The sequence below is a fragment of the Streptomyces sp. NPDC005281 genome, assembly GCF_040607495.1.
Classification (GTDB): domain Bacteria; phylum Actinomycetota; class Actinomycetes; order Streptomycetales; family Streptomycetaceae; genus Streptomyces.
Window position 1 is genome coordinate 1 of the sequence record NZ_JBEXGX010000016.1, and the last position, 24,665, is coordinate 24,665.

At 71.1% G+C, this 24,665-nt stretch carries 19 protein-coding genes; 10 read left to right on the forward strand and 9 right to left on the reverse strand.

Features of this window, described 5'->3' with window-relative positions; translation table 11 throughout:
* Positions 1-306: 306 nt before the first annotated feature.
* The 3 genes from ABZV42_RS22555 to ABZV42_RS22565 all read right to left on the reverse strand — a co-directional run bounded on the left by ABZV42_RS22555 (position 307) and on the right by ABZV42_RS22565 (position 2,684).
* Complete coding sequence (locus ABZV42_RS22555; protein WP_355976130.1) at positions 307-1,014, reverse strand: ester cyclase; 708 nt, start codon at positions 1,012-1,014, stop codon at positions 307-309.
* A gap of 175 nt (positions 1,015-1,189) precedes the next feature.
* Complete coding sequence (locus tag ABZV42_RS22560; RefSeq protein ID WP_355976128.1) at positions 1,190-1,963, reverse strand: SDR family oxidoreductase; 774 nt, start codon at positions 1,961-1,963, stop codon at positions 1,190-1,192.
* A gap of 52 nt (positions 1,964-2,015) precedes the next feature.
* Entirely contained in the window at positions 2,016-2,684 is a 669-nt protein-coding gene (locus ABZV42_RS22565) for an MOSC domain-containing protein (protein ID WP_355976126.1), read from the reverse strand.
* 79 nt (positions 2,685-2,763) lie between these two features.
* On the opposite strand from ABZV42_RS22565, the gene ABZV42_RS22570 reads away from it, so the two are divergent.
* Positions 2,764-3,660: a LysR family transcriptional regulator gene (locus ABZV42_RS22570; protein WP_355976124.1), complete on the forward strand. Its 897-nt coding sequence runs from the start codon at positions 2,764-2,766 to the stop codon at positions 3,658-3,660.
* A gap of 70 nt (positions 3,661-3,730) precedes the next feature.
* On the opposite strand, the gene ABZV42_RS22575 is transcribed toward ABZV42_RS22570, so the two are convergent.
* Positions 3,731-4,060, reverse strand: a complete 330-nt coding sequence (locus tag ABZV42_RS22575) for a WhiB family transcriptional regulator (RefSeq protein ID WP_355976122.1) — start codon at positions 4,058-4,060, stop codon at positions 3,731-3,733.
* 389 nt (positions 4,061-4,449) lie between these two features.
* On the opposite strand from ABZV42_RS22575, the gene ABZV42_RS22580 reads away from it, so the two are divergent.
* The 4 genes from ABZV42_RS22580 (at position 4,450) to ABZV42_RS22595 (ending at position 9,301) form a co-directional block, all read left to right on the forward strand.
* The gene (locus ABZV42_RS22580; protein WP_003948568.1) at positions 4,450-5,061 is read left to right on the forward strand and encodes a response regulator transcription factor; all 612 of its coding nucleotides are present in this window, start codon (positions 4,450-4,452) and stop codon (positions 5,059-5,061) included.
* A 289-nt stretch (positions 5,062-5,350) separates the two neighbouring features.
* A complete protein-coding gene (locus tag ABZV42_RS22585) occupies positions 5,351-5,926 on the forward strand; it encodes a sigma-70 family RNA polymerase sigma factor (RefSeq protein WP_037626847.1) in 576 nt (191 codons plus the stop codon).
* 604 nt (positions 5,927-6,530) lie between these two features.
* Positions 6,531-8,039 carry an IMP dehydrogenase gene (gene guaB, locus ABZV42_RS22590; protein WP_356053286.1) on the forward strand — a complete coding sequence of 503 codons (1,509 nt, stop codon included), beginning with the start codon at positions 6,531-6,533 and terminating at the stop codon, positions 8,037-8,039.
* A gap of 137 nt (positions 8,040-8,176) precedes the next feature.
* Complete coding sequence (locus ABZV42_RS22595; protein WP_355976118.1) at positions 8,177-9,301, forward strand: GuaB3 family IMP dehydrogenase-related protein; 1,125 nt, start codon at positions 8,177-8,179, stop codon at positions 9,299-9,301.
* 76 nt (positions 9,302-9,377) lie between these two features.
* Here the strand turns inward: ABZV42_RS22595 and ABZV42_RS22600 are convergent, their stop codons facing one another.
* From ABZV42_RS22600 to ABZV42_RS22610, 3 genes are all read right to left on the reverse strand, one after another.
* Positions 9,378-9,623 carry a hypothetical protein gene (locus tag ABZV42_RS22600; RefSeq protein WP_356053288.1) on the reverse strand — a complete coding sequence of 82 codons (246 nt, stop codon included), beginning with the start codon at positions 9,621-9,623 and terminating at the stop codon, positions 9,378-9,380.
* A gap of 20 nt (positions 9,624-9,643) precedes the next feature.
* Positions 9,644-10,234, reverse strand: a complete 591-nt coding sequence (locus ABZV42_RS22605) for a hypothetical protein (RefSeq protein ID WP_356053290.1) — start codon at positions 10,232-10,234, stop codon at positions 9,644-9,646.
* A gap of 152 nt (positions 10,235-10,386) precedes the next feature.
* Positions 10,387-11,595, reverse strand: coding sequence for a nucleotide sugar dehydrogenase (locus ABZV42_RS22610; protein WP_356053292.1), 1,209 nt, complete (start codon positions 11,593-11,595; stop codon positions 10,387-10,389).
* Positions 11,596-11,866: 271 nt separating this feature from the next.
* Between ABZV42_RS22610 and ABZV42_RS22615 the strand changes: the two genes are divergently transcribed.
* The gene (locus ABZV42_RS22615) at positions 11,867-13,573 is read left to right on the forward strand and encodes a glycerol-3-phosphate dehydrogenase/oxidase (RefSeq protein WP_356053294.1); all 1,707 of its coding nucleotides are present in this window, start codon (positions 11,867-11,869) and stop codon (positions 13,571-13,573) included.
* Between the two features lie 70 nt (positions 13,574-13,643).
* On the opposite strand, the gene ABZV42_RS22620 is transcribed toward ABZV42_RS22615, so the two are convergent.
* Positions 13,644-14,720, reverse strand: coding sequence for a serine hydrolase domain-containing protein (locus ABZV42_RS22620; RefSeq protein ID WP_355976108.1), 1,077 nt, complete (start codon positions 14,718-14,720; stop codon positions 13,644-13,646).
* A gap of 287 nt (positions 14,721-15,007) precedes the next feature.
* Between ABZV42_RS22620 and ABZV42_RS22625 the strand changes: the two genes are divergently transcribed.
* The 3 genes from ABZV42_RS22625 (at position 15,008) to ABZV42_RS22635 (ending at position 22,233) form a co-directional block, all read left to right on the forward strand.
* Positions 15,008-17,170, forward strand: coding sequence for a serine/threonine-protein kinase (locus ABZV42_RS22625; RefSeq protein WP_355976178.1), 2,163 nt, complete (start codon positions 15,008-15,010; stop codon positions 17,168-17,170).
* 228 nt (positions 17,171-17,398) lie between these two features.
* Positions 17,399-20,431, forward strand: coding sequence for a protein kinase (locus tag ABZV42_RS22630; RefSeq protein WP_356053296.1), 3,033 nt, complete (start codon positions 17,399-17,401; stop codon positions 20,429-20,431).
* 188 nt (positions 20,432-20,619) lie between these two features.
* On the forward strand, positions 20,620-22,233 hold the full coding sequence (locus ABZV42_RS22635) for a serine/threonine-protein kinase (RefSeq protein WP_355976175.1): 1,614 nt from the start codon (positions 20,620-20,622) through the stop codon (positions 22,231-22,233).
* Between the two features lie 87 nt (positions 22,234-22,320).
* On the opposite strand, the gene ABZV42_RS22640 is transcribed toward ABZV42_RS22635, so the two are convergent.
* Positions 22,321-22,734, reverse strand: coding sequence for a hypothetical protein (locus ABZV42_RS22640; protein WP_355976104.1), 414 nt, complete (start codon positions 22,732-22,734; stop codon positions 22,321-22,323).
* A gap of 269 nt (positions 22,735-23,003) precedes the next feature.
* Between ABZV42_RS22640 and ABZV42_RS22645 the strand changes: the two genes are divergently transcribed.
* Positions 23,004-24,656 carry a serine/threonine-protein kinase gene (locus ABZV42_RS22645; protein WP_356053298.1) on the forward strand — a complete coding sequence of 551 codons (1,653 nt, stop codon included), beginning with the start codon at positions 23,004-23,006 and terminating at the stop codon, positions 24,654-24,656.
* Positions 24,657-24,665 lie beyond the last annotated feature (9 nt).

Consider the following 24,665-nt stretch of genomic DNA (forward strand, 5'->3'; position numbering starts at 1 on the left):
CCCACGCGAAGCCATGGATCTGGGGCAGACCGGCACCCCCAACCCGACGACTGCGACGCCGATATGTGTACCGAGTTTGAGGAATCCAGCACTAGAGGGGGAGGGGCACCCGTGTGAAGCATGCAAGGCATCCCTGACGGCAGGCCCGAAATCCTGGTCGTCCCCTACGACAATCGATCCGCCGCGGTGCGCGGGCTTGCGGTAGTCGCCATGGCTACGGATGCGATCGGACACCTGGAAAAGCCTCCGGTCCCGGTGTCCGGGATCGGAGGCTTCGCCCCTCGCGGGTCCGCAGGAGCCGGTGGCTCAGATTCCCAGCCCGTCCAGAGCCCCGATCCCGGCCATCAGGCCCAGCCGGTCGTACTGCCACCAGCCCTCGGCCATCTTTCCGTCCTCCGCACACCGGAAGACCGTCGTCCCGGTCATGGAGACCTTCTTCCCGGACGCCGGGATCCCCATGAAGTCGCCCTTGTGCGTGCCGTTCCAGGTCCACCGGGTGCAGACACGGTCGCCTTCCGTGATCTGGTCCTCGATCGTGAACGCCATGTCGAAGCCGCTCCGCCACATCTCGACCACGCGCCGCAACGCGTCGAGACCGATGGCGTCCTGCTCACGGGCGGGATCGTGGTCGTGATAGCTCTCCGTCATCAGCCCGTCGAGCGGCTGCAACTCGCCCGGGGCCGCCGCCGTCTCGAAGAACCTGCGGACGTTCGCCGCGTGGAGCTGGTCGTCGCGCACCACGTCCAGGTCGGTGAAGGTCGGCATCTCGTCGCAGAGCGCCACCATCTCCTGGAAGATCCGCTCGGTCTCCGGCATCTTCGAGTTCTTCATCGCCTCCTCGTACGACGGGAACTCCACGATCTCCACGAAGTGGTTGGCGTCGGAGCGGTCCTTGCCGATGACGCTGTGCGTCGCGGTCCGTCTCCCTTTGGTCTTCTCGACCCAGGTGTCCATCAGCTCGTTCATCTCGTCGAACCGAGCGGTCTTGCAGTCGATCAGCTGCACGAATGTCATGGCGTCACCTCCGGCCCCCCTGGTCCGGTCGGAATCCCCTTCAATCCTCCCACCGGAGGGGCGACACCACCCACCGCACGATCATCGCCGGCACCGGCTCGGCGTCCCCGAGTTCCGTGCGATCCGCCCTGCCGGCGCCTGTTTCACCGGGTCCCGCGTCAGCGGGACCGCCGCGTCACTGAGGCCCGTACTTGCGCCCGGTCTTCGACGAGATCCCGCCCAGCAGCGCGCGCGGGGTCACCTTCACCACGCCCATCAGCACCTTGTAGCGCGGATCCGGGACGGACAGGGTCCTTCCGCGTGCCAGATCGGCGAGCGCCGCCGCCACCAGCTTGTCCGCGTCGAGCCACATCCAGTTCGGGATGTTGTCCGTGCCCATGCCGGCCCGCTCGTGGAACTCGGTGCGCACGAAACCGGGAGCCAGCGCCATCAGCCGCACCCCGCTGCCCGCGAGATCCTTCGCGGCGCCCTGCGTGAACTGCACGACCCACGCCTTCGACGCCCCGTACGTACCCCGCGGCACGAACGCGGCCACCGACGCGACGTTGACGACACCGCCCCGGCCGCGCTCCCGCATCGCCTCGGCCGCGGCCGACGTCAGCCGGAGCACCGCCTCGCAGTGCACCTTGAGCATCTTCAGCTCGTCCGCCATCGAGACGTCCAGATAGCGGCCCTTGTTGCCGAAGCCGGCGTTGTTGACCAGCAGATCGACCGGGTTCTTCCGGTCGGAGAGACGGGCGGCGACCGTTTCGATGCCCTCGTCCGTCGCCAGGTCCGCCGTGAGCACCTCCGCCTCGATGCCGTGCAGGTCGTGCAGCTCGGTCGCCTGCTCCCGCAGCCGCTTCGTGTCCCGCGCCACCAGCACGAGGTCGTGCCCGTCCGCCGCCAGCCGCCGCGCGAAGGCGGCACCGATCCCCGCGGTCGATCCCGTAATCAGAGCCGTTGTCATGGCGCAAGATTAGTGACCGGCCGGGGCCCCCGCCCTCCGGTGCCGGACACCGTTACCCGCCGTACTTCGCCACGTACTCCCGCGCCGCGGCCCGCGACTCCGGATGCAGTGCCTCGCCCGCCGCCAACAGTCGCGGCAGCAGGTTTCGTTCGGTCGTCGCGGCGCGGAACTGGAGGGCGACGGTGACGTCGTGGTCCGGCCGGTGCACGATCTCGACCGGGTCCCCGGAGCGGATCTCGCCGGGCTCGATCACCCGCAGATACGCGCCCGGCGCACCCCGGTGCGTGAACCGTTTCACCCAGCTCTTCTCGCCGAGGTGCTCCTGGAAGGTGCGGCACGGGATGCGCCCGCAGGTGACCTCGAGGACCACGCCGGAACCTATCCGCCAGCGTTCACCGATCAGCGCGCCGGACACATCGAGCCCCAGCGTCGTGAGGTTCTCGCCGAACACGCCGTTCGCCAGCGTCCGGCCGAGCTCGCGCTCCCATGCGTCGAGGTCCTCGCGCGCCACCGCGTACACCGCCTGGTCGTCACCGCCGTGATGCCGCGTGTGGCACACCGCGTCTCCGGCGAGCCCGCTCCCGGCGGTCCCCTTGGGCCCCGGCGCCGTCACCCGCACCGGCCCGTCGACCGGCTGTTTGTCGATGCCGGTCAGGCCCTCCGGCTGCTCCGTGTACGCGACGGCCCGTGCCCGGCCCAGGTTCAGTGACAGAAGCCTCATGGCACCAAGCTAGGCGATACAGGCCAAAGCGTCGACGTGATATTCGGCGCCTGACCCAAGACACGCTTATGCTCGAAGGGTGATCGAGGCTCGTCATCTCCGTGTCCTGCGCGCCGTCGCCACCACCGGATCCTTCTCGGCGGCGGGGCGCGAACTGGGCTGCACCCAGCCCGCCGTCAGCCAGCAGATGAAGGCCCTGGAGTCGTCCGTGGGCACCCCCCTGCTGGTGAGGACGGGGCGCGAGATGCGTCTCACCCAGGCGGGTGAAGCCCTGGTCAAGCACGCGGCGAGCATCCTCGCCGGTCTCACCGCGGCGGAGGAGGAGGTCGCGGCGATCGCCGGACTGCGCGCGGGCCGAGTCCGCCTGGTCTCCTTCCCCAGCGGCAGTTCCACCCTCGTCCCCACCGCCCTCGCCGCACTGCGAGCCGCCCACCCGGGCACGCGTGTCTCCCTGGAGGAGGCCGAACCGCCCGAGTCCGTCGAGAAGCTCCGGGCCGGCGACTGCGACATCGCCCTCGCGTTCCGGTACGAAGGCGCTCCGGGCGTCGAGGAGTGGGACGACCTCGTCGTGCGGCCCCTGCTGATGGACCGTCTGGTCGGCCTGGTGCCCGAGGGGCACCGGCTCGCGCGCTCGGAGTCCGTCGCGATCGGCGAGTTCGCCGGCGAGCCGTGGATCGCGGGCTGCCCGCGCTGCCGCGGACAGCTCGTCGAGGTCTGCCGCGGTGCCGGGTTCGAGCCCCGCATCGACTTCGCCACCGACGACTATCCGGCGGTGGTCGGGCTCGTGGGCGCGGGACTCGGCGTCGCAGTCCTGCCGGAGCTCGCGATCGAGTCCGTACGCCCGAAGGGGGCGCGGACGGTCACGGTGGAGCCCGCGGTGCGCCGCGAGATCGTCGCGCTCACCCTCCCGGACCTCGCCGAGGTGCCGGCCGTGGCCGCGACGCTCGACCGGCTGGCACAGGCGGCGGCCCGCTAGCGCTCCGCCCGCGGGCAGAGCGGACCCTCGCGGACGGGCCTGCGCTCACCCGCTTGGCAGAAACGTTCCTTCAGTTGTTCGAGGCGGAAGTGTTTCCAGGGGCCGCCGCCGAGACCAGTCGGTTGCGTGCCCGTCCCATGAGTTCTTCGCGCTCGTCCTCGGTCAGTCCGCCCCACACGCCGTACGGTTCGCGCACCGCGAGCGCGTGTGCCGCGCACTCCGCGCGTACCGGGCATCTCATGCAGACCTCTTTGGCCGAGTTCTCGCGAGCGCTCCGTGCAGCACCACGCTCGCCCTCCGGGTGGAAGAAGAGCGAGCTGTCGACCCCTCGGCAGGCCGCGAGGAGCTGCCAGTCCCAGAGGTCCGCGTTCGGACCGGGAAGGCGGGAGAAATCTGCCATTGCGTGTCCCCTTGTTGCCGTTCTGGGCTGCTCTGTGCCCACCGACCGTACATCTACGATCTAAGGAGATGAAAATATGACTCATTGCGAATCTAGCCTCAGACACCAGCAAATGGGAAGAAAACAGGCTAAATGGGGCATGGGTTGTGATGAAACGTTGAGGGTCGGCGCGCATGTCTGCACCGTGTCCGCGCCCTCACGTACAGTGCCGATGACGGCTGACTGCCCCGTAACTCTTTCGAGTGACCATCGTTGAGATGGCTGAGGCGGTTGAAGGAACAAGCGCTCGGGTAGGCGGTCATATCCGCCTGCGAGTGTCGACCGCACAGGTGACGATTCGTAACAGCCTGGAGGCTCAAGGTGACGCGCATCAGCTGCGGAGGACGGTCATGACATCCGTCCTCGTCTGCGACGACTCCCCGCTTGCCCGAGAGGCGCTCCGCCGCGCGGTCGCGACCGTGCCCGGTGTCGAGCGTGTGACGACGGCGGCCAACGGCGAGGAAGTCCTCCGCCGCTGGGGAGCCGACCGTTCGGATTTGATTCTGATGGACGTACGTATGCCCGGACTGGGCGGCGTGGAGACGGTCAGGCGGCTGCTGTCCGCCGACCCAGGTGCGCGCATCATCATGCTCACCGTCGCCGAGGACCTGGACGGCGTGGCGCTGGCCGTCGCCGCCGGCGCCCGCGGCTATCTGCACAAGGACGCCTCGCGGGCGGAGCTGCGCGCCACCGTGACCCAGGCGCTCGCCGACCCGACCTGGCGGCTCGCGCCGCGCAGACTGCGTTCGGCGGAGATGGGTGCCGCGCCCACGCTCACCGCGCGTGAGATCCAGGTGCTCGAAGGAATGAGCCACGGGCGCTCGAACGCGGAGATCGGCCGTGAGCTGTTCCTCTCCGAGGACACGGTCAAGACCCACGCCCGACGGCTCTTCAAGAAGCTCGGTGCCTCGGACCGGGCGCACGCGGTGGCGCTCGGATTCCGGTGGGGCCTGGTCCGCTAGGTGAGCCGCCTCGCGGGTACGACCGGAGTAGCGAGAGTGGCCGTGGGAGTAGTCCCTGCCCGCCGGACGGCGGGTGGGGGCGGCCACTCGGGGCGAGCCTGTTCGGTGTCCGATCCCCGTTTCCCGGCGGATGCCGCATCCTTGAGGTGTGGAGTTCCTTGGGGACAAGTCGGTCGAGCGGAAGGGGAGGGCGCAGGAGATGAGTTCCGGCGCACCTGCTCATAACGCTTCGGTGCACAACTATGGACGCGGTGCCATGGACAGGACGACGTCAAGGCACCATGGACCGATGCGTGAAGACGAGACGACGGGGATCGGTGCGCTCGTCCTTCGCGCGGTCGACGGTGACGAACAGGCCACGCACGACCTGCTCGCCCACGTACACCCGCTCGCGCTGCGTTACTGCCGCGCCCGTCTGTCCCGGCTACCGGGGGACGCGCGGCACTTCGTGGAGGATCTGGCGCAGGAGGTCTGTGTCGCGGTGCTCCTCGCGCTGCCGCGCTACAAGGACACCGGGCGTCCCTTCGAGGCGTTTGTCTTCGCGATCGCCGCCCACAAGGTCGCCGACCTCCAGCGTGCCGCGATGCGGCATCCGGGGTCCACGGCCGTCCCGTCCGACGAGATGCCGGAGCGGCCCGACGACTCCCTCGGCCCCGAGGAGCGCGCGCTGCTCAGCAGCGACGCCGAATGGGCCAAGAAGCTCATGGCCAACCTCCCCGAGAACCAGCGCGAGCTGCTCCTTCTGCGGATCGCGGTGGGCCTCACGGCCGAGGAGACGGGCCAGATGCTGGGAATGTCGCCGGGTGCCGTCCGGGTGGCCCAGCACCGGGCGCTGAGCCGGCTGCGGGCACTGGCGGAGCAGTAGAAGGAGATCCGGGTCCGGTCGTGGCGACGCGACCGGGGCCGCAGGGTCCCTGTCGAGGTCGAGGTCGAAGGCGGCCGAGCCGCTCACGGTGCTTTCGGCGCCACATTTTCCGGTGACGCCGGTGACGCCGGTAATGAGGGTGACGGCGGTGACGCCGGTAATGAGGTGACGGCGGTGACGCCGGTATCGGGGGTGATGGCGGTGACGCCGGTCACCCGATTCAGTGGATTCCGTCGTGCGCCGGAGCGCCGGAACCCTTCCCCTCCGCAAATTGCAGGCAAAAGGTGGCGTACCCAGACGGCGTCGGACGGCCCCTTCCGGCGGCCTCGGACCGGTCCGTCCGACGGCCTCGGACCGGCCGTTCGGGGCGGGGCTGCGGCGCCGTTCGTTCGTGGGGACGGGGCATCGGCCGACGTCCGCCCACCCGTGCCGGGCGCCATGAACGGGCTCCTGGCGCTTCTCCCGGCACCGGTCTGAACGGGAGCGACCGTCATCCCGTACGAACATACGAGGCCGAAGCCCACCCTCAACCGTGGAATGAGAGAGCCATGCTTCCCGTTAGCATGGACATCCGCACCGATCAAGGCCATTTGGGGAAGGTGTCATGACTGCCAACGTCGACGGAGTGCCCGCCAAATTCGCGACACTCGGGCTGACCTACGACGACGTGCTGCTGCTGCCGGGCTCGTCGGACATGGCGCCCGACCAGATCGACACCGCCTCGCACATCTCGAAGCACGTCCGGGTCAACATCCCGCTGCTCTCCGCCGCCATGGACAAGGTCACCGAATCGCGCATGGCGATCGCGATGGCCCGCCAGGGTGGCGTCGGCGTTCTGCACCGCAACCTGTCCATCGAGGACCAGGCCAACCAGGTCGACCTGGTGAAGCGCTCCGAGTCCGGCATGGTGACCGACCCGATCACCGTCCACCCGGACGCCACGCTCGGCGAGGCCGACGCGATCTGCGCCAAGTTCCGCATCTCCGGTGTGCCGGTCACCGACGGCGGCGGCAAGCTCCTCGGCATCGTCACCAACCGCGACATGGCCTTCGAGACCGACCGCTCGCGCCAGGTGCGCGAGGTCATGACGCCGATGCCGCTGGTCACGGGCAAGGTCGGCATCTCGGGCGGCGACGCGATGCAGCTGCTGCGCCGCCACAAGATCGAGAAGCTTCCGCTGGTCGACGACGCAGGCGTCCTCAAGGGCCTCATCACGGTCAAGGACTTCGTCAAGGCCGAGAAGTACCCGAACGCAGCCAAGGACTCCGAGGGGCGTCTGCTGGTCGGCGCGGCCGTCGGTGTCGCGGGCGACGCCTTCGAGCGTGCCCAGGCCCTGATCGAGGCCGGTGTCGACTTCATCGTCGTCGACACCGCGCACGGCCACTCCCGCCTCGTCGGCGACATGGTCGCCAAGATCAAGTCGAACTCCTCGGGCGTGGACGTCATCGGCGGCAACATCGCGACCCGTGACGGCGCTCAGGCGCTCATCGACGCCGGCGTCGACGGCATCAAGGTCGGGGTCGGCCCCGGTTCCATCTGCACCACCCGTGTCGTCGCCGGCATCGGCGTCCCCCAGGTCACGGCCATCTACGAGGCGTCGCTCGCCGCCAAGGCGGCCGGGGTCCCGGTCATCGGCGACGGTGGCCTCCAGTACTCGGGTGACATCGCCAAGGCCTTGGTCGCGGGCGCCGACACGGTGATGCTCGGCTCGCTGCTCGCGGGCTGCGAGGAGTCCCCGGGCGAGCTGCTCTTCATCAACGGCAAGCAGTTCAAGTCGTACCGCGGCATGGGCTCCCTGGGCGCCATGCAGTCCCGTGGCGAGCAGCGCTCCTTCTCCAAGGACCGCTACTTCCAGGAGGGCGTCGCCTCCGACGAGAAGCTCGTCCCCGAGGGCATCGAGGGCCAGGTTCCCTACCGCGGCCCGCTCTCCGCGGTCGTCCACCAGCTGGTCGGCGGTCTGCGCCAGTCGATGTTCTACGTCGGTGGCCGCACCGTGCCCGAGCTCCAGGAGAACGGCCGGTTCGTCCGCATCACCTCGGCGGGCCTCAAGGAGAGCCACCCGCACGACATCCAGATGACGGTCGAGGCGCCGAACTACAGCCGCCTCAAGTAGTCACCCGTACAGCTGAACGGTCTTCCGCGCGCGCGTGGAGACCGCCATGAGGGCGGTCCCGGAGGTTCCGGGGCCGCCCTCGTCGTGGGCGTCGGCGATACTGGGAGACGCAGAAGCGAAGACGGAAAGGCCACAACGTGACTGAGATCGAGATCGGGCGCGGCAAGCGCGGCCGCCGGGCGTACGCCTTCGACGACATCGCCGTCGTCCCGAGCCGCCGGACGCGGGACCCGAAGGAGGTCTCGATCGCCTGGCAGATCGACGCGTACCGCTTCGAGCTGCCCTTCCTGGCCGCCCCCATGGACTCGGTCGTCTCCCCGGCCACCGCGATCCGCATCGGTGAGCTGGGCGGCCTGGGCGTCCTGAACCTGGAAGGCCTCTGGACGCGGTACGACGACCCGCAGCCGCTGCTCGACGAGATCGCCGGGCTGGACGCGGAGCGCGCGACCCGCCGTCTCCAGGAGATCTACGCGGCTCCCATCAAGGAGGAGCTGATCGGGCAGCGCATCAAGGAGGTGCGCGACTCCGGAGTCGTCACCGCCGCCGCCCTGTCCCCGCAGCGCACGGCGCAGTTCTCCAAGGCCGTCGTCGACGCGGGCGTGGACATCTTCGTCATCCGCGGTACGACGGTCTCCGCCGAGCATGTCTCCGGTGCCGCCGAACCGCTGAACCTGAAGCAGTTCATCTACGAGCTCGACGTCCCGGTGATCGTCGGCGGCTGCGCCACGTACACCGCGGCGCTGCACCTGATGCGCACCGGCGCGGCCGGCGTCCTGGTCGGTTTCGGCGGCGGCGCCGCGCACACCACGCGCAACGTGCTGGGCATCCAGGTCCCGATGGCCACCGCCGTCGCGGACGTCGCCGCGGCCCGCCGCGACTACATGGACGAGTCCGGCGGCCGGTACGTGCACGTCATCGCCGACGGCGGCGTGGGCTGGTCCGGCGACCTCCCCAAGGCCATCGCGTGCGGTGCCGACTCCGTGATGATGGGCTCCCCGCTCGCGCGCGCCACCGACGCGCCCGGCCGTGGACACCACTGGGGCATGGAGGCGGTGAACGACGAGCTGCCGCGCGGCAAGAAGGTCGACCTCGGCACCGTCGGCACCATCGAGGAGATCCTCACCGGCCCGTCGCACATCCCGGACGGCTCGATGAACATCTTCGGCGCCCTCCGCCGCGCCATGGCCACCACCGGCTACAGCGAGCTCAAGGAGTTCCAGCGCGTCGAGGTGACGGTCGCGGACTCCCAGCACAAGCGGTAGACCGCGGGTACGAAGCCGGTACGTGCGATGGGCCCCCACCGAGTCGGTGGGGGCCCATCGCCGTGAGACCTGCCTGTCAGCCGCCGGTCAGAAACTCGGCGATGCTCGCGAGGACGAGAACGATGCCCGCGATGCCGAGGACCGTGCCGTACAACCGGAAACGGACGGCGAAGGCAGAGCCGGCCGGCGGAGCGAAGCTGCCGGCACCCAAGGCATTGAGGTCCAGGTTCCGCTGCCTGAGGGTCTCCATCGCGTCTGCGGCGCCCCGGATGTTGAAAGCGACCCAGCTACCGGCCACCGTGGCCGGCAGACCGAGCAGCATCAGAAGCAGCCAGACAGGCATCAGTGACCGTGCCCGGCCTTGCGGGCGCTCTGGAACGCCACGTAGGCCGCGACCGCGAAGAAGACGAAGGTCAGCGGGTCGGCTTGGTCCTTCCAGGCCTGCTGGACCACGCTGAAGTGGTCGAAGAAGACCGTGCTGAAGCTGAGGTCGACCTGCTTGGCGCCGATCATGGCCTCGCCGATGAGCTGGCCGAGGTAGATAGCGGCGACGGACACGATCACGCTGACGACCGGGAGCGTCTGGCTGCGGCCGCCGACGCGGCCCGCGGCGATGCCGACGAGGAAGCCGACGCCGACGGCGGCGTAGCCGATCTCGTGCTTGGTGAGGCCGATGACCAGGCCGTACAGGATCGCGGACACCACGCCGGCGCCGATGGAGGCGACGAGGCCGAGTGGGAAGTTGTTGCGCGCCGCTGCCGGGACGGCGGGCGCGACCGGGTAACCGGGTGCGGCCGGGAAGCCGGGCTGCGGCGCGCCCTGCGGCGGGATCGCCTGCCCCGGGACGGGCGGCTGGTCGGCGGGTGCGGCGGGCGCGTCCGCGTACGGGTTGGCGTCGACCGGTGGACCGGACTGCGGCGTGGGCTGACTCATGTGGTTCCCCCCAGGGATGCGGGCGCACTGCGGTGTGCGCGTGGAACGTCGCCGCACACCTGTGGGCGCCCGGGGCATGGGCGTACGCGTGTGCGAGAGCTGCCGCAGGTTAGCAGGAGGGAATGACAATCGGTCAGGTGATTTTCCCCGGCTCAGAGCCGGTGTGCCGCCCCCGTCGGGGTCGCCCCCCGTGTGTCCAGGAGGAGTTGGGCCTTCACGGAGAGGCCTTGCAGGTCGTACGTGCGGTGTTGCTGGAGCAGGATCGTCAGGTCGGCGTCCGCCGCGGCCTCGTAGAGGGAGTCCGCGCGCGGTACGGGCCGCCCGAGGACGCTCCAGGCCGGCACGTGCGGGTCGTGATAGCTGACGGAGGCCCCGAGTTCCATCAGCCGTACGGCGATCTCGTGGGCGGGGGCGCCCTGTTGGTCGGCGATGTCAGCCTTGTAGGTGACGCCGAGGAGGAGCACCCGCGCGGCACGGGCGGACTTCCCGTGCTCGTTGAGCAGGGCGGCGGCGCGCTGGATGACGTACTGGGGCATGTGGTCGTTGACCTGCCGGGCCAGTTCGACCATCCGCAGGGGACGCCCGGAGGGGCTGCCGAGGTCCTGGGCGAGCCCGTGGCCGCCGACTCCCGGGCCGGGCCGGAACGCCTGGAACCCGAACGGCTTGGTCTCCGCGCAGCGGATGACGTCCCACAGGTCGACGCCCAGGTCGTGGCAGAGCACGGCCATCTCGTTGACGAGCGCGATGTTGACGTGCCGGAAATTGGTCTCCAGGACCTGCACGGTCTCCGCCTCGCGGGGTCCGCGCGCGCGGACGACCTTGTCGGTGAGCCGTCCGTAGAAGGCGGCGGCCGACTCGGTGCAGGCGGGGGTGAGGCCGCCGATGACCTTCGGTGTCCCGGCGGGGGTGAAGTCGCGGTTTCCGGGGTCGACCCGGCTGGGCGAGTAGGCGAGGTGGAAATCGCGCCCAGCGCGCAGTCCGGAGCCGGTTTCGAGGAGCGGGCGCAGGAAACCCTCGGTGGTGCCGGGGTGCACGGGTGATTCCAGGATCACCGTGGTGTGCGGGCGCAGCCGTGCGGCCAGGGTGCGTGCCGCCGACTCCACCTGGCCGAGGTCCAGGGTGCCGTCGGCGCCCCGCGGGGTCGGTGCGCAGATGACGGCGGTGCGTACGCGGCCGAGCTCGGCCGGGTTCGTGGCGGTCCGGAAGCCCCCCGAGAGCATCCGGCGCAGCTCCGCGGGGGTGAGGGAGCCTTCCTCGGGCCCTGTTCTGTAGCCGAGGGTGGTGATGCCGGCGGCGACGGCGGCCTGGGCCAGGGGCAGGCCGAGGTGACCGAGTCCGATGACGGCGAGGTCTGCGGGCATGGAGTGGGCCGTCCTTCCCAATAACCGAAACGGGACAGGTGCGCAAGCCCTGTGGACAGGATGGGCGAGAGCAATGTCAGACTAGGAGTAAATATGACCGATTTGCGGGATTGATCGATCAAGATTCCCTGCGCGTCGCCGAGAGTTGTCCACAGGCTGCGGACCGACGGTGGCCGATGAGGGGATCGACGGTCAGACTTTGGGCAGGGGGGATGTGAGCCGGGCGCCGCCGGACAGGAGCGGCCAGCGCGACCTACAGCGGGAGGCAGCGGTGAGGACAGCGACACTGGGGCCGGCGGAGCGTGCCGAGTCACTGGCGGGAATGGCCGAGCGTGAGCTGGACGTGCTGGTCGTCGGAGCGGGAGTGGTCGGCGCGGGCACCGCGCTGGACGCCGTGACGCGCGGTCTGTCGACCGGTCTGGTCGAGGCGCGTGACTGGGCCTCGGGCACGTCGAGCAGATCCAGCAAGCTGATCCACGGTGGTCTGCGGTATCTGGAGATGCTCGACTTCGCACTCGTCCGCGAGGCGCTGAAGGAGCGCGGCCTGCTGCTCGAACGGCTCGCCCCGCACCTGGTCAAACCCGTCCCGTTCCTCTACCCCCTCCAGCACAAGGGCTGGGAGCGGCTGTACGCGGGCTCCGGCGTCGCGTTGTACGACGCCATGTCGATGGCACGCGGACACGGCCGCGGACTGCCAGGTCACCGCCATCTGAGCCGTCGCAATGCCCTGCGGGTGGCACCTGCCCTGAAGAAGGACGCACTGATCGGCGCCCTTCAGTACTACGACGCGCAGATGGACGACGCCCGCTATGTGGCGACCCTGGTGCGCACGGCGGCCTCGTACGGAGCGAAGGTCGCCAACCGCGCGCGGGTCACCGGCTTCCTGCGCGAGGGCGAGCGGGTGGTCGGGGCCAGGGTGCGCGACGTCGAGGGCGGCGACGAGTACGAGGTCCGCGCCCGGCAGATCGTCAACGCCACGGGTGTGTGGACCGACGACACCCAGGCCATGGTCGGGGAGCGCGGCCAGTTCCACGTCCGCGCGTCCAAGGGCATCCATCTGGTCGTGCCGAAGGACCGGATCAACTCCTCGACGGGGCTGATCCTGCGCACCGAGAAGTCCGTGCTGTTCGTCATCCCGTGGGGCCGTCACTGGATCATCGGCACCACCGACACCGACTGGGACCTCGACAAGGCCCACCCGGCGGCCTCCAGCGCGGACATCGACTATCTGCTGGAGCATGTGAACTCGGTGCTCTCCGTCCCGCTCTCCCGCGACGACGTGGAGGGGGTGTACGCGGGGCTGCGGCCGCTGCTGGCCGGGGAGTCGGACGCCACCAGCAAGCTGTCGCGCGAGCACACCGTGGCGCACCCCGTGCCGGGACTCGTGGTCGTGGCGGGCGGCAAGTACACGACCTACCGGGTGATGGCCAAGGACGCGGTGGACGAGGCGGTGCACGGACTCGACCAGCGCGTCGCCGAATGCGTCACCGAGGATGTCCCGCTGCTCGGCGCCGAGGGGTACCGCGCGCTGTGGAACGCGCGAGCGCGGATCGCGGCGCGTACCGGCATCCATGTGGTGCGTGTGGAGCACCTGTTGAACCGGTACGGAGCGATGGCCGAGGAGCTTCTCGACCTCATCGCGGGGGACCCCTCCCTCGGCAGTCCCCTGCCCGCCGCCGAGGACTACCTCCGGGCCGAGATCGTCTACGCCGCCTCGCACGAGGGCGCCCGCCACCTGGACGACGTCCTGACCCGGCGCACCCGTATCTCCATCGAGACCTTTGACCGGGGCACCCGCAGCGCCCGTGAGGCCGCCGAGCTGATGGCGCCGGTCCTCGGCTGGGGCAAGGACCAGATCGAGCGCGAGGTGGAGCACTACGAGAAGCGGGTCGAGGCCGAGCGGGAGTCCCAGCGCCAGCCGGACGACCTGACGGCGGACGCGGCCCGGCTCGGTGCGCCGGACATCGTGCAGTTCTGATCGCCGCCTCCCGCCCATCTCACTCGAACGAGTGTCGTGAGCTGGGATCTTCGCTCGCGGCCCGGCCGTTCTACGGGGTGCGGGGACAGAACTCGGCGGCGAGCAGGGCCGGTTCGAGCGTCGGGTCCGTGACCCCGTCCGTGTTCACCCGGAAGGTGAGGACATGACGACCGTCGACGGTGGCCGCGGTGCGCACGTAGCTGCCGGGGATACGGCCGTTGTGTCCCCACACCGTGGTCCCGCACGGCAGCTTCACCGGGAACAGCCCCATGCCGTACGAGCCATGTGCGGCGCGGGTGTCGAGCATCTCGCGCAGCCAGTGCGAGGGCAGCAGTCCGCCGCCGAGCAGGGCCGCGTAGAAGCGGTTCAGATCGGTCAGCGTGCTCACCAGCTCACCCGCCGCGCCGGCCACGCGCGGGTCGAGCTCGGTGACGTCGGAGCCGTCGGCGGCGTACGCGCGGCCGTGCGGCGAGGGAAGCGACGACCGGTCACCCGGGAACGAAGTACCGGTCAGACGAAGGGGGATGATGATGCGCCGCTCGGCCTCGGTGGCGTACGAGTGTCCGGTGACCTGCTCGACGATCATGCCGAGCAGCACGTAGTCGGTGTTCGAGTAGGCGAAGCGGCCACGGGCGGCCGGGGGGCGGGTGAGTGCGATGCGCAGAGCCTGAAGAGGGGTCACGGGGACGGTGCCCCGGGTCGTCGAGGTGAAGTCGTAGAGGCCGCTGGTGTGCTGGAGCAGGGCGCGCAGCGTGATGCCGCGGCCGTCGTTGCCCGCGCCACGCACCAGGCCGGGCAGATGCTCGTCGACGGAGTCGGACAGGGACAGTCGGTGTTCGGCGGCGAGTTGGAGGACGACCGTCGCGATGAACGACTTGGTGACGCTCCCGGCACGGAAATGATCGGAACGAGTAAGTCCGTTTCCGGTGCTGGTGAAACGCGGACCGGACCCGTCGTCGGCGAGCAGGGCGGCGGCGGGAGCACCGCCACGGGTCACCAGGCGGGCGAGCGCGGCCCCCGACGCCCGGGCGACAGGAGTTCGCGCGGCCACCGGGGCCCGCCCCGGGGGGCCGCTCTGGACCACGGCGAGCAGCGTCAGTGACACGGGTACGGCCAGAAGTGCCCGGTGTGTCCTGAGCCGTGGCATCGCGGGGTCCTTCCTTGTCGCGGCCCATCATGAGGCACGTTCCTGTGTCCGGCACCGTGGCCGGGCAGGGTCCCGAACCGGGCGGGGCGGACCCGCGGCACCGTGGTCGCGGGCGGGCCGACGGGCAGGCCCGGCGGGCGCGCGGTGGGGTCGCGGGCGGGCCGCGGACGGGGGCCGGACGTCTCACTGGCTGAGCTGTTGCGGTTCCAGGGGCCCCCTGGGCGCCGGGCACTTGTCGGGTGAGGGACAATGAAGGCTCTGTCAGGGCGGGTTGCATGAGGGGACGCATGTCGGAGGCGGAGCGGGCGGGAGCATCCCGTCAGGACAAGAGCGAACGTCTCCTCGCCGGGCGGTACCGGCTGGGGGATGTTCTCGGCCGCGGTGGCATGGGCACGGTGTGGCGCGCCGAGGACGAGACCCTGGGCCGCACGGTCGCCGTGAAGGAGCTGCGGTTCCCCTCGGCCATCGACGAGGACGAGAAGCGCCGGCTGATCACGCGCACGCTGCGGGAGGCCAAGGCCATCGCGCGGATCCGCAACAACGGCGCGGTGACGGTCTTCGACGTGGTCGACGAGGACAACCGGCCGTGGATCGTCATGGAGCTCATCGAGGGCAAGTCCCTCGCCGAGGCCATCCGCGAGGACGGACTGCTCACGCCGAGGCGTGCCGCGGAGGTGGGCCTGGCCATCCTCGACGTGCTGCGGTCGGCGCACCGTCAGGGCATCCTGCACCGGGACGTGAAGCCGTCGAACGTGCTGATCTCCGACGACGGCCGGGTCGTGCTCACCGACTTCGGCATCGCCCAGGTGGAGGGCGACCCGTCCATCACCTCGACCGGCATGCTCGTCGGCGCGCCCTCCTACATCTCGCCGGAGCGGGCGCGCGGCCACAAGCCCGGCCCCGCGGCCGACCTGTGGTCGCTGGGCGGTCTGCTGTACGCGTCGGTCGAAGGCGTGCCGCCGTACGACAGGGGCTCCGCGATCGCGACGCTCACCGCGGTGATGACCGAGCCGGTCGAACAGCCCAAGAACGCGGGCCCGCTGGAGAACGTGATCTACGGCCTGCTCGCCAAGGATCCCGAGCAGCGGCTCGACGACGCGGGCGCCCGGGCCATGCTCAACGAGGTGCTGCGCAAGCCCGAGCCCGAGAAGAGCCTGCCGGAGCCGCCGGACGCGACGAAGGTCGTGGCCATGCCGCCGCTGCCGGAGGAACCGGCGCGGCGGGGTGCCGGCGGTTCGGCCCCGGGCGGCAGGAAGGGCGAGGAGCCCGCGGAGCGGCTGCGCGGGGCCCTGCGTTCGGTGCGCAAGGCCGCGACCGCGGCCGGGGCCGCCACGGCGGCTGCGACCTCCGCGGCGACGGCCCGTGCCAAGACGGCCGGCGGCGCGGGAACCTCCGGGGCGGAGGGGGCCGGGACGGCCTCTCCGAGCACGGGTGCGGAGTCCGGCGCGACGGCCGGTACGGCGGGTGGCACCTCCGTCTCGAGCGCCACGGCGAATCCGTCGGTGCCGGGGCGGACGAGCGGTTCTGACGGCAAGGCGGCGAACTCCGGTTCGGCCGGAGCCGCCGACGCCTCGGGCGCGGGCGGCAAGCGCCCCGGCTCGGGGTCCGGGTGGCCGGTGGCTCCCGAGCGGCCCGCCCGCCCGGCGCCGAAGGCCTCGCTGACGGATGTCGTGCCGGTGCGGACCCTGGTGATCCTCGCGGTCGTCGTGGCGCTGGTCGTGGTCGGTACCGTGCTGGCCCTGACGCTCGGCGGCGGGGACGACAACGGCGCCAAGGGCGGCACGGGCGGTGGCGCCAAGGCGACCGCCTCCAGCACGGCGGGCTCCGGCAGCGGGAAGAGCGGCGACGACAGCAAGAGCGGCGACAAGGGCAAGAGCGACGGCTCCCACACCGACAGTGGCGACAAGCCGGGCTCCACGTCCGGCTCCGGCTCGGACGACGCCGCGAACAGCTCGCCGGACGCGAGCGCGTCCAGCGGTTCGGGCGGTGACGGCAAGGAGGGCTCGGGCTCGGGTTCCACCGCCGTGACGACGTACCGGAGCGGCCAGGGCTTCTCGATCGGGCTGCCGAAGGGGTGGAAGTACAAGTCGCAGGACGAGGCGGGCGTCCGGTTCACCGGTCCCGACGGGCAGAAGCTCCTCGTCGGCTGGACGTCGACGCCCAAGAACGACCCGGTCGCGGACTGGAAGAACCAGGAGCGCTACATGACGCGCTCCCAGTACTCGAGGATCAGCATAGAGAAGGTGGACTACCGGGGCTGGAACACGGCCGACTGGGAGTTCACCTCCGTGGACGGCGGCACCAAGTTCCACACGATCGACCGCGGCTTCGTGGTGAACTCGCATCAGGGATACGGCCTGATGTACACGGCGAAGGATTCCGCCTGGGGCAGCGCGCTGCGCAAGAGCACCTGGGCGACGCTGACCGGAACGTTCCAGCCGAAGTCGTGACGCGTTCCTCCCTCACGGGTGTCGTCCGGATCGGTTCGCGGCCATGGGCCGGGACCGATCCGCACGGCACCCCGTAGGTGACGTTCCGCGACGAACGGAGCCCGAGATCTCGCATCACCGCTCTGCGGGTTGCCTCGGGCACGTATCGTGAGTGGTTGCGGACCGAACGAAGCCACAACGGAACGCACGGCGAACGGAATTGACCAACCGGTCGGCTGGGGGAGCATCGTGGACGACTATGCGGGACGGGTACTCGCCGACCGCTACCGCCTGCCCCTGCCGTCCTCCGACGAGTACGAACTCGCCGAGAGCCGGGCCTTCGACACCTACAGCGGGCAGGAAGTCCTGGTCCGGCAGGTGCCGTTGCCCGAGGTCGTCGAGGCCGAGGTGCTCGACGCGGACGGGCTGCCCGACGGGTTCGTGGCCAGGGACGGCGGCGTTCGGCGGGCGTCGGCCCGTACCACCCGGCGGCCCACCGAACCGGCGGTCCTGCGTGCGATCGACGCGGCGCAGGCGGCCGCGCGGATCCCCGACCATCCCCGGCTCGACCAGGTCTTCGACGTGTTCGCCGAAGGCGGGTCGCTCTGGATCGTCAGCGAGTTGGTGCCCGCCAGGCCACTGGCCGCGCTGCTCGCCGAGAAGCCGCTCAGCCCCTACCGCGCCGCCGAGGTCGCCGCCGACGTCCTGACCGCGCTGCGGGTCCTGCACGCCCACGGCTGGGTGCACCGGAACATCACCGCGCGCACGGTGCTTGTCTGCGACGACGGCCGCGTCCTGCTCACCGGGCTGGCGGCCGGGGCCGCCGAAGAGGCGCTGTGCGGATACGACCCGGTGCCGGCGCCGGAGGACGACGTCACGACCGGCGGAGGGACCGGCCCCGGGCAGCCGGGTGACGGAGGCCCGGCCCGGGCAGGCGCTCCTCCGGGTGTCGCCCGAGGCGGGCGCGGACCCGTCGGCGGGACCGGATTCGGCGGAGCGCCGCGCGGGGTCGCCGTGGCGGCCACCAGCGGCGCCGACGCGGAAGCGGCCAGGCGGGCGGCGATCGAGGCCCGCGCCGGGCAGGGAACGCCGGTTCCCGGGAAACCGGTCCCCGGCGCGCCCGTGGCGGGCCGGGGACCACGTGCGCTCGAAGCCGGCGGTCCGGGAGGTCCGGCGGGTCCGGGCCGTCCGACGGGAGGGCCCGGGCCGGACGGCGGACCGGAGACGGGCGGGGGAACGGAGGACGCCGGGGACGACATCCGTGCCGCGCGCGCCGGAGCCATCGCCGCCTACCGCGCCGGAGCGCGTGCCGCCGCCCGCGTCCAGGGAGACCGCCGAGGCGACCCGCTCGCCCTTCCCGCCCCGCGGTCGTCGGCCCCCGGCGAGCAGACCGCCCAGGACGGCCGGTACGGCACCTCCCCGCACTCCTCGGAGGCCCAGGTCAACCCGCCGCAGCTGCCCGGCCAGGACGGCCGGCAGCACCCCCACGGCACGCCCCCGGGCCAGATAGCCGACCCGTACGGAGTCGGCGGCACCGGCAGGTACGGAGTTCAGTCGCGGCCCGCCGGAGCCCTCGGTGCGGACAACGGCCAAGCGCGCCCCACACTCCCCCCGGGGTCGGGACTGGGCTCGGGACCGGGTGGCAGGCCGGCGCCGGGTGACACGGCGTACGGCCGTTCCGCGCTCGCGCCGGGACGGGACCCCTACGGCACCGGGCACGGCAGCCGTCCGGGCATTCCGGCCCCGTCACGGCCCGTCGGCGGCGACCGGACCACTGACGACGACCGGCTCACCGGCGGATTCCAGGCACCGGGCGGTGCGCACGTGCCCGTGCCTCCGGGCGGATTCCAGGCACCCGGAGGCGCCCAAGTCCCCGTGTCACCCGGCGGCTTCACGGACCCCGGCCACACCCGGGTGTCCGGCACCCCGCAGGGCCCCGCCCATGTCGCGCACAACTCCGGTCGCACCGGTGGCGGTTGGGGTGACCCGGTCGCCGGGACGCCGCCGCGCCGGGGGCCGGCCACCGCGCTGGCGGCCGAGCGGGCCCGGCAGGCGCGGATGGCCGTGGTCGGACCGGTCACCGAGCGCTGGGCGCCCGAGCAGGCCGGACCGGTGCACGAGAACTGGCAGTTGGCGGCCCCGATCGGACCGGCGACGGACCTGTGGGCGCTCGGCGCGCTGCTCTTCCGCGCCGTCCAGGGACACGCCCCGTACCCGGAGGAGAACACCGCCGAGCTGGTCCAGCTGGTGTGCGCGGAGCCGCCCGCCTTCGCCGAGGAGTGCGGGCCGCTACGGCCCGTCGTCGAGTCGCTGCTGCGCCAGGACCCCACCGAACGGCTCGACTTCGAGGAACTGCGCGGCTGGCTGCGGTCGTTGGTGCGGTCCGCGCCGGAGCCCGAGGCCGGGACGCATGTCGTGCCCGTACCGCCCGTGAACCCGAGCCGGCTGCCGATCGTACGGCGCCGGGGCGAGCTCGTCCGCAGGCGGCGGGCCGGGCTGCCCGCGACCAGCCCGCACGCCCGACACAAGCGGGCCAGGCGGGAGAGCGCGGCGCCCCGCAGGCTGGGCCGGAACCTGCTCCTGCTGGTCCTGCTCCTGCTGGCCGCGGCGGTCGCGTACGCGGTCGCCTTCATGCCCAAGGCGGACCGGAGCGGCACCGACGGGGAGCGGACCGGTGCCGCCGGACAGGCCGGTCCCGCCACACCGTCCGGAAGCGACCCGGCGGCGAGCGGCGCGCCCGGCTCCGACCGGACCTCGCCCGACCCCGGCAAGAGCCCCTCGGGGAAGTCGAGTTCGACCTCATCGCACACCAGCCCCGATCCCGGCGTCGCCCGGGGGTTCACCCTCCGCAAGGACCCCGAGGGGTTCCAGGTCGCCGTGGCGAGCGGCTGGACCCGTTCACCGAAGAACGGCAGCGGCCAGGTCGTCTACTCCCAGGGGGACTTCGAGCTCATCGTCGTGCCCGGACGCGACGGCACGGCCACGTACGGCAGCGACCCGATGACCTACCAGCGCGAGAGCGAGAGGGAGTTGCAGCCCTTCAGGGACTCGACCTGGGCCACCTCCAGCGGGATGCGGCGGATCGACGTGGGCGGCAGGGCGATGGCCGAGGGACAGTTCACCTGGCAGGACACCGCGGGGCATTCGCTCTATGTGCGCAACCTCGCGATCCTCGTCGCCGGGCACTACCACGTGGTGCAGGTACGAGGGCCGGACGCCGAGCGCGACGAGGTCACCCGGCTCTACGAGCAGGCCTCGTCGACCTACCAAGTCACCGGCTGAGCAACTCTTCCGCGCTTCGGGCGCAACGTTTCAGCAGCTTGGGGCGTCTGAACACCAGACGGTTCCCTCCCGTACAGGGAAGGGACAACCGTCACAGTGCGGTCTCCGTACGACCCCGCTTGTTCCCTGGGTGGGTACCGCTCCTTAGTCTGACCCTGTCAAGACCATTGCGGGGAAACGTGAATCAGATGCAGGGCCTGCTCCTCGCGGGCCGCTACCGGCTTGTCGACTCCATCGGCAGCGGTGGCATGGGCCGGGTTTGGCGCGCCCACGACGAGGTGCTGCACCGCGCCGTCGCGGTCAAGGAGCTGACCGCCGCGCTGTACGTCGCCGAGAGCGACCTGGCCCGGCTGCTCGCCCGGACCCACGCCGAGGCGCGGGCCGCCGCCCGGATCAACCACTCGGCCGTCGTCACCGTCCATGACGTGCTGGACCACGACAACCGGCCGTGGATCGTCATGGAGCTGGTCGAGGGCAACTCGCTGGCCGACGAGGTCAAGGAGCAGGGGCGCCTCGAACCGGCCGAGGCGGCGCGGATCGGGCTGTGGGTGCTGCGCGCGCTGCGCGCCGCGCACGCCGCCGGTGTGCTGCACCGGGATGTGAAGCCGGGCAACGTCCTGCTGTCGTCCGACCGGCGCGTCCTGCTCACCGACTTCGGGATCGCGCAGGTCGAGGGCGACACGACGATCACGCGCACCGGCGAGATAGTCGGTTCCGTCGACTACCTCGCGCCCGAGCGCGTGCGCGGCCACGACCCCGGCCCGTCCTCCGACCTCTGGGCCCTAGGGGCCACGCTGTACACGGCGGTGGAGGGCAGATCCCCGTTCCGCCGCACGTCCCCGATCGGCACCATGCAGGCCGTCGTGGAGGAGGAACCCGCCGAACCGGTCAACGCGGGTGCGCTGGGCCCCGTCCTCGCCGCGCTGCTGCGCAAGGATCCGGCCGAGCGGCCCAACGCGGAGCAGGCCGAGCAGATGCTTGCCGAGGCGGCGGCGGGACGACTGTCGAGTGCGACGCAGACGTATGCGATGTCGTGGCCGGCGGGGTACGGCACCACGGAGACGGGAACCGGCACCGGTACCCGCGTGCAGACGGCCGCCGCCACGCCGTATCCGCCGGTGACGATGGGGTCCGTGCCCGCGCTGCCGAAGCGGCACCGCCTGCGTACGTTCGCCCTGGTCGTCGCCCTCGCGACGATCGTCGGCGGGGGTGTCGCGGTTGGGCTGCAGCACTTCGGCACAGGCGGCCCCGGCGGCTCGGGCGCCTCCGGGTCGTCGACTCCGAGTGCCAGTACCAAGCCGAGCGACAAGGGCGATCAGGGAGCGGTTCCCGCCGGCTGGGAGCGACGTGAGGACCCGGTGGGCTTCAGCGTCACCCTGCCCAAGGGGTGGACGAGGTCCGTCTCCATCGACCAGGACGGCCTCCGGCAGGTCGACTACTCGCCCGACAAGGGCAAGCACCTCGTGCGGGTCGCCGTCGACACCGCGCCGGACTTCAGTACCTCGTACGAGCACATGAGCGCCCTGGAGCAGGCGGTCTCACGACGGCTGCTGGACTACAGGAAGCTGACCTTCAAGAAGGAGCTTTTCCGCGACCTGCCGGATGTCCGCTGGGAGTACACGTGGAACGCGCTGGCCAAGGACGCCCCGCACTACTTCCCGGGGCCCTACCATGCGATCGATGTCGGGTACATGAACAATGACGGCACCGAGTACGCCATCTACGAAGCCTCGCCGGCCGATGACTGGGCCACCACCCAGAAGCAGTTCGACCGGATCCTGCGGAGCTTCAAGGAGAGTTGACCCGAGCGTCCTCAACCCGAAGTCCGCGGAACGGACTTCGGTCGAGGGGCGCCGGGCCGACATCAACGGGCTTTTTCGGCCGGAGGCTCAGGCATAGTCAAAGCAAGAACGGACTATCGTACTCCCTTCGATGACCGCCACCTGCACGCCGACGGAGTCGAGAGCATCGCCGGGAGGCGACGCGAAAGTGGTGAAAGAGCTGGTCGATCCATTTCCGTCGTATTCAGAGTGCCACTGCCACTCAGTTACCCATCCGGTGCCTGAGTCTATGGAGACGAGCCGAATGGCCACATGGTGACCATCGGCAGCGTTGTCCTTGACCCAGCCGCTGATGTCCACATGGTGGGCTGTCCAGTTGGTGAACGTGAAACTCCCCGAGGCGCCGGTCACCGAACACGCGGCTACGCCACTCGCTGCGCTGGCATTGGTCACCGTGGTCGTAGCGAATATTGCGACCGCCGCGACGCCCGTGACGGAAAGGCGCTTCAATATGTTTCCCATAAGGAAAACGTAAGCCTTTCATGATTCACATGACAGTATGATTCTGGCCGCCCTTTTTGCCCTGCATAGCTTTTATCTCCTGGCAATTTTCCACGCCTTGTATAGTTTTCAGAATAGGCCGTGGCCGAAAACGATCCCCCTTGGCCGCCTGCGCGGTCGCATGTGGCGGCGGGCCGGCCGAATTCAGACCCTGGCAGCGCTGGTGTGGCGGCACACTTGGCCGGTCGCCGCCACGGAAGGCGTTCGTCCGGTGCGGCATGATGGGGCGTATGGGGACCGAGGGGGAGAACGTCCGTTTGATCGCGGGGCGTTACCGGCTGGAGGCCAGAATCGGCCGGGGCGGCATGGGCGTCGTCTGGCGTGCCACCGACCAACTGCTCGGCCGCCGGGTCGCGGTGAAGGAGCTGGCTCTCGACGACTCGCTCTCGGCGGAGGAGGCCCGGCTCCAGCGCGACCGCACCCTGCGTGAGGCGCGGGCCGTCGCGCAACTGCACCACCCGCACATCATCGTCGTGCACGACGTCGTCGAGGACGACGAACGCCCGTACATCGTCATGGAGTTGATCGACGGCGGCTCGCTCGCCGAACGGATCTCCGCGAACGGGCCGGTCGACGCGCGCGAGGCCGCCCGCATCGGCATCGACCTGCTCGGGGCGCTGCGCCGGGCTCACGAGGCCGGCGTCCTGCACCGCGACCTCAAACCCGCCAACGTCCTCGTCGAGGCGGGCACCGACCGCATCGTGCTCACCGACTTCGGGATCGCCCAGGTCGCGGGCGCGACGACACTCACCGAGACCGGCGCGTTCGTCGGCTCGCCCGAGTACACCGCGCCCGAACGGATGGCCGGGGCGAGGACCGGTCCCGAGTCCGACCTGTGGTCGCTCGGCGCGCTGCTGTGCACGGTCCTGAGCGGGGCGTCCCCCTTCCGGCGGGACTCGCTCGGCGGCATCCTGCACGCGGTCGTCGTCGACGAGATCCGTCCGCCGGCCCAGGCCGCACCGCTTCTGCCCGTCGTACGCGGGCTGCTGGAGCGCGATCCGGAACGCCGGCTCGACGCGGCCGAGGCGGAGCGGATGCTGCGCGCCTTCCGGGACACCGGCCGTACGCCACGGCTGCTGGTCCCGTACACGCCGACGCGGCGGGACGTACCCCATGTCTCCCTGCGCAGACCCGCGCCCGAGCCGTCGCCCGCCTCCGGGGCCGTGGCCGCCCCGCCGCCCCGGCAGTCCACCCGCAGTCTCCTCGTCGCCGCCGCCCTGGTCGCCGCCATGGCCGGAGCGGGGGTGTCCGCCGCCGCGCTGCTGATGGGCGGCGGCGGGGACGGCAAGCCCGCCTCGTCGAGTGCGCCGGGCACGCCCCGTACGCCGAGTACGTCCTCGACCGCGTCCCGGGCGTCCGGCACGCCGTCGGCCCCGCCCGCGAAGGCCGGTCCCACCGTCACGGTGACCACCCGCCGTACACCGTCCGCCCCCGCCCGCACCGCGCCCTCCGGCTACCACACCGCCTCGGACCCCGACGGCTTCTCGCTCGCCGTACCCGACGGCTTCACGCGCGACCCGCAGGGGGAGCGGATCTTCTACATGTCGTCGGGGGACACCTTCCGCATCGGCATCAAGGTGGCCGATCCCGCGACGGGCGGTCCGCTGGGCGTGATGCGGCGTGCGGACGCCTCCGGGCCGGCCAACAACCCCGGCTATCGCGACGGCACGGTCTCCCGGACGGTCCACGACGGACACACCGCCGCCCTCTGGGAGTTCACCTGGAACGGCTTCACCGCGGCGGAGGGCCCCCGGCACACCTATGACCTGTGCTGGGAGGAGGGCGGCCGGATGTACGACGTCTGGGTCTCCGCGCCGGTGGGCCGGGTGACGGAGGCGAAGGAGTACTTCGACGTGGCGGTGGACACGTTCGCCGCCTCGTGAGTGACGGAG